At 63.3% G+C, this 5,269-nt stretch carries 5 protein-coding genes; 3 read left to right on the plus strand and 2 right to left on the minus strand.

The genetic code is table 11. The features are described from left to right. Positions 1-279 precede the first annotated feature (279 nt). Positions 280-1,158 (minus strand): MBL fold metallo-hydrolase, encoded by an 879-nt coding sequence (locus VFF99_RS17625; protein ID WP_325020218.1) that lies wholly within the window; start codon positions 1,156-1,158, stop codon positions 280-282. A gap of 99 nt (positions 1,159-1,257) precedes the next feature. Then, positions 1,258-2,166 carry a transcriptional activator NhaR gene (gene nhaR / locus VFF99_RS17630; RefSeq protein ID WP_325020220.1) on the minus strand — a complete coding sequence of 303 codons (909 nt, stop codon included), beginning with the start codon at positions 2,164-2,166 and terminating at the stop codon, positions 1,258-1,260. A gap of 161 nt (positions 2,167-2,327) precedes the next feature. Between nhaR and VFF99_RS17635 the strand changes: the two genes are divergently transcribed. The 3 genes from VFF99_RS17635 to VFF99_RS17645 all read left to right on the plus strand — a co-directional run. Then, positions 2,328-3,017 (plus strand): Bax inhibitor-1/YccA family protein, encoded by a 690-nt coding sequence (locus VFF99_RS17635; RefSeq protein ID WP_325020222.1) that lies wholly within the window; start codon positions 2,328-2,330, stop codon positions 3,015-3,017. Positions 3,018-3,170: 153 nt separating this feature from the next. Next, positions 3,171-3,923: a TerC family protein gene (locus tag VFF99_RS17640; protein ID WP_325020224.1), complete on the plus strand. Its 753-nt coding sequence runs from the start codon at positions 3,171-3,173 to the stop codon at positions 3,921-3,923. A gap of 129 nt (positions 3,924-4,052) precedes the next feature. Continuing rightward, the coding region (locus tag VFF99_RS17645) for a UDP-glucose/GDP-mannose dehydrogenase family protein (RefSeq protein ID WP_325020226.1) at positions 4,053-5,269 on the plus strand (1,217 nt) is incomplete at its 3' end.

Consider the following 5,269-nt stretch of genomic DNA (forward strand, 5'->3'; position numbering starts at 1 on the left):
TCGAGGTCACCGACGCGCAACGCGCATGCAGGATTGGGCTGGGCCAAGGACCAGCGGATAGAAGGTGGTGAGACGCGAAGTCTCACGCAAGGATGACCGAGAGCTTGAACCGATGAAGCGAGACGACCGATGAAGAAACACCACGCCGGTTCCGTCGGCCATGACGGCCGACGGCCTACGCAAAAACGACACGGATGAATTTGCAAAACGACTTGACTTCAAACGCATCATAGAAGGGTGGGTAGAGCGCAGCGAAACCCGCCATGCACACCACATCGTCTAGCGCCGGTTCGCCGGCTTGAACCGGTAGATGTCGCCGTGCTTGAGGTAGGTGACCTTGCCCTGGAGCCCCGCCGCCTTGACCTCGCTCTCGAACTCGCTGAGCGGTGACTTGAACACGTCGTAGTCGTTGTAGTGGATGGGGATGGCGTGGTGCGGCGCCACCAGCTGCAACAGCTTCACGCCGTCCTTGCCGTCCATGGTCACTTTCATCACGCCGAGGATGCGCGTGCCGCCGAGGTGGAGCAGCGCGAGGTCGATGTCGGGATAGCGCCGCGGGATGTCGTCGAGATCCTCGTAGACCAGCGTGTCGCCGCTGATATAGATCCGGTAGCCCGCCTTGCCGCCGCCGCTGAATTCCAGCATCGATCCCATCGTCTCCGGCAGCGGCGCAGCGCCGCCCGGAGGCCCATGGCGCGCGGGCATGGCCGTGACGCGCAGGCTGGCCCCGCCTTTGCGCACGACCAGCGCATCCCAGGTCGCGAGCGCGTGGCGGTTCTTGAATCCCATGTCGGCCAGCGCGCCTGCCGCTTCCGGCGTCGTCACGATGGGAATGTTGCGGTCCAGTTTTTCCTGCACCAGCTGGTCGAAGTGGTCGCCGTGCATGTGGGACAGCACGACGAGATCAATCGGCGGCAGCTTGTCCAGGGGAATGGCGGGATCGGTCAGGCGCTGCGACTTCAGTCCGTACCCCAGGTGCACATGCTCGCCCTTGTGCAGGAAATTGGGGTCGGTCAGGATGGTGAAGCCGGCGTAGCGGATGAGCACGGTCGCGTTGCCGATGAACTGGACCGAGCCTGCGTCCGCCTTCGCGGCGCTGCCTGACGCCGGCAACTCAAGCGCTGTTTCCTTTGCCGGCGCTGCCGCTTCCGCTGCCATACATAACATGCATGCGACCAGAACCGCATGCCAATGCCTGATTATCCTTGCCATGTCGCCCCCGTCCTTCGCTATATGAAGCGGGACGGCGCGCCAAGTTCAATGGGCGAACACGCTCACGTGGCTTGCCGTGAGGATTGCGTCGACCGCGGGATGCTTGATCTTGCGCTCGTTGGAAATCGCATAGACCTGCTCGCGCACATGCGTGAGCTCGCCCACCGGGACGGCGCCGAACTGTTCCTCGACTGCGGAGGCCAGCGCCGACGGCGCGGGGAACATGCCCAGGCCGGTACGGCCGAAGGTGTTGAGCAGTGCGCTGTCGTCGAATTCGCCGACGATGTCGGGGCGCACATCGTGGGTCTCGAACCAGTGGTCGAGACGGCCGCGAATCGCATGGTTGCGCGTGGGCAGCAGCAGCGGCGCGCCTTTCAGGCTGGCCGGGAAATTGGTGCGGTACTGTTCTGCCAGCGCGGGCGCCCCGTACAGCATGGTCTCGCTTTCGCCCAGCAGGTGGCTGAAGACGCGCAGCGTGGTGCCGGAAGGCACCGGGCGGTCGGTGAGGATGACGTCGAGCTTGTGCACCGAGAGTTCGCCCAGCAGCGATTCGAAATCGTCTTCGTGGCAGACCAGCTTGACCTTCTGCGGCAGCTTGAGCGCGGCATCCAGCAGGCGCGACGCGGTCAGCTTGGGCAAGGAGTCCGACAGGCCGACCGTCAGGCGCATGGTCTGGCCGACATCGGTCTCGGCCAGCACATCCTGCAACTGTTCGCCGAGCAGGAAGATCTGGTCGGCGTAGGACAGCGCGACCCGGCCGGCCTCGGTAAGCACCAGTCTGCGCCCCTGCGGCGCGAGCAGCGCCTTGCCGACGGACTGTTCCAGCAGGGCAAGCTGGGCACTGATCGTCTGCACCGCGACATCCAGCCTTTCCGCGGCGCGTGTGACGCTGCCTTCCTTGGCAACCACCCAAAAGTAATAGAGATGGCGGTAATTGAGGGAGACGTTTTTCATTGTTCTGGATTTACGAAGTAATTTTCACATTATCTTCGCTTTTTCGATGTTGGCAAGTCTTTTAACATGCATGAGTCGATAACAGGAGGTTCCGATGTGACGAAGTGCAACGCCTCACCGCAACTCCACTGTCTGGCATCTATCTCGGAAAGGACCCCATCATGAATGACCGTATCAACACCCTGCGCAACCGTGGCTTCGGCTCCGGTACCGCGACGAGCGTCCTCGACGTCTCGGCGCACAAGGTATTGCGCAATACCTATATGCTGCTGGCCCTGACGCTGGGCTTTTCGGCGATCACGGCCGGCGTGTCGGCCGCGCTGAGGCTGCCGCATCCCGGCATCCTGATCACACTGGTCGGCTATTTCGGCCTGCTGTTCCTGGTCAACAAATACCGCGACCGCGGCCTCGGCGTGGCGCTGGTCTTTGCGCTGACCGGTTTCATGGGCTACACCCTCGGCCCGATCATCAGCCATTACCTGAACATGCCCAACGGCACGCAGACGGTGATGCTGGCGATGGGCGGCACGGCGGCCATCTTCATCGCCATGTCCGGCTATGCGCTGGTAACGAAGCGCGACCTGTCGTTCATGGGCGGTTTCCTGATGGTCGGCATCCTGGTCGCCTTCCTGGCCGGCCTGGCGGCGATCTTCCTGCAGATTCCGGCGCTGTCGCTGACGGTTTCGGCGGTATTCGTGCTCTTGATGTCCGGCATGATCCTGTATGAGACCAACCAGATCGTGCGCGGCGGTGAAACCAACTATGTCATGGCGACGCTGAGCCTGTTCGTGTCGATCTTCAACCTGTTCACCAGCCTGCTGCACCTGCTGGGCTTTGCAAGCAACGATTAAGCTTCCTCAACCGAGAGCAGACGCAAGTCTGTTGCCTTCCGGGGGTGCTCATACCACCCCCGGTTTTTTTGAGCCCGTGAAAACCGAGGCGCTTTCTCAAAGTCCAAACCGGAAGGCTGGGCTTCGAGAAACCGAACTTCAATAAGGAAAACCATGATCGAACTCCTCTCCGATCCGCAAATCTGGATTGCCTTCTTCACCCTCACCGCACTGGAGCTGGTGCTGGGCATCGACAACATCATCTTCATCTCCATCCTGGTGGACAAGCTGCCGAAGGAACGGCAGGAATTCACGCGCCGCCTCGGCCTGTTCCTCGCGATGTTCATGCGCATCGGCCTGCTGCTGACCCTGTCGTGGATCGTGGGCATGACGCAGCCCCTGTTCAGCGTCGTGGGCCAGGACTTCTCGGGACGCGACCTCGTGCTGCTGGCCGGCGGCCTGTTCCTGCTATGGAAGAGCGTGGGCGAGATCCACGAAACCTTCGAAGGCGCGGAAGGCGGGGCGGCGTCGGCGACGGTGAAGAACACTTTCCAGGGAATCGTGCTGCAGATCATGCTGATCGATCTGGTGTTCTCGCTCGACTCCATCATCACCGCGGTGGGCATGGTGGACGAGATCGCCGTCATGATCGCCGCCGTGATCGTTTCGGTCGGCATGATGATGTTCTTCGCCGGCCCGATCGGCCGCTTCGTGTCCGAGCATCCGACCATCAAGATGCTAGCGCTGTCCTTCCTGGTGGTGGTCGCCGTGGTGCTGATCGCGGAAGGCTTCGGCCACCATGTCCCGAAGGGCTACATCTACAGCGCGATGGCATTCTCGGTGGTGGTGGAAATGCTCAATATCCGCCTGCGCAAACGCTCGACGCGCGCGGAACTGGAAGCCACGCGCTACGAGCCGAATTCCTGATTTTCCAACGCCGTACGTGATGCCGGGAAGGAAGCGTTTCCTTCCCGGCATTTTCTTTTGACGGATTGCAAATGGAGGAACGGTAAGCGTCGTCCGCGGGTCGATCATGCACGCTTTCATGAGGGCGCTATGAAAATTTCCATCATCGGCACGGGATACGTGGGGCTTGTCACCGCGGCCTGCCTTGCCGAAGTGGGAAATGCGGTCGCCTGCGTGGACGTGGACGCGCACAAGATCGGTCAGCTCAACCAGGGCAAGGTCGGCATCCATGAACCGGGCCTGCCCCAGCTCATCGCCCGCAACCGCCGCGCCGGGCGGCTCGCCTTCATGACCGGCCACGAGGAGGCGATTCGGCATGCGGAAGTCATTTTCCTCGCGGTCGGCACGCCTGCCGGCGAAGACGGCAGCGCCGACCTGACCCACGTCCTCGACGCCGCGCGCCTGGTTGGACGGCACCTGCGCCGGCCCGTGGTGGTCGTCAACAAATCCACCGTTCCGGTCGGCACGGCAGCCAGGGTGCGCGAGACGATCGCGCACGAGCTGGCCGCCCGCCATGCCGACATTCCGTTCAGCGTGGTCAGTAATCCTGAATTCCTGAAGGAAGGCTCCGCGGTGCACGACTTCATGCACCCCGACCGCATCGTGCTCGGCTGTGACGATGCGGGAGCGGCCGGCATCATGCGCGAGCTGTACATCCCTTTCCTGCGCCACCGCGAACAGCTCATCGAGATCGACACCTGCAGCGCGGAGCTGAGCAAGTATGCCGCCAACGCCATGCTCGCCGCGCGCATCAGCCTGATGAACGAACTCGCCTGCGTGGCTGAAGCGGTGAGGGCGGATATCGACGCGGTGCGGCGCTGCATCGGCGCCGATGCGCGCATCGGCCCGCACTGCCTGCAGGCCGGCATCGGTTACGGCGGCTCCTGCCTGCCCAAGGATGTGAAGGCGCTGGCCAGGACCGCGCTGCAATACGGATGCACACCGTACATGCTCAAGGCGACGGACGCCGTCAACGAGAAACAGAAATCCGCGCTGTACCGGAAGATCTGTGCGCACTACGGCGGCGCGCGCCGGCTGGAGGGCAAGACGGTGGCGCTGTGGGGGCTGTCGTTCAAGCCGGACACCGGCGACATGCGGGAGGCGCCGAGCCTGGCGCTGATCGACCAGCTCCTCGGTGCCTACTGCAGCATACGCGCCTGCGACCCGGCGGCCGGCGAGGAGGCGGCACGCGTGCTGGAGACGGCGCACGGCCCCGGCCGCATCCATTTCACGCGCGATGCGTGGGAGGCGGTCGAGGGCGCCGACGCGCTGGTGCTGGTGACGGAATGGCGGGAATTCCGCGCGCC

The sequence above is a fragment of the Noviherbaspirillum sp. genome (assembly GCF_035654295.1).
GTDB lineage: Bacteria > Pseudomonadota > Gammaproteobacteria > Burkholderiales > Burkholderiaceae_D > Noviherbaspirillum.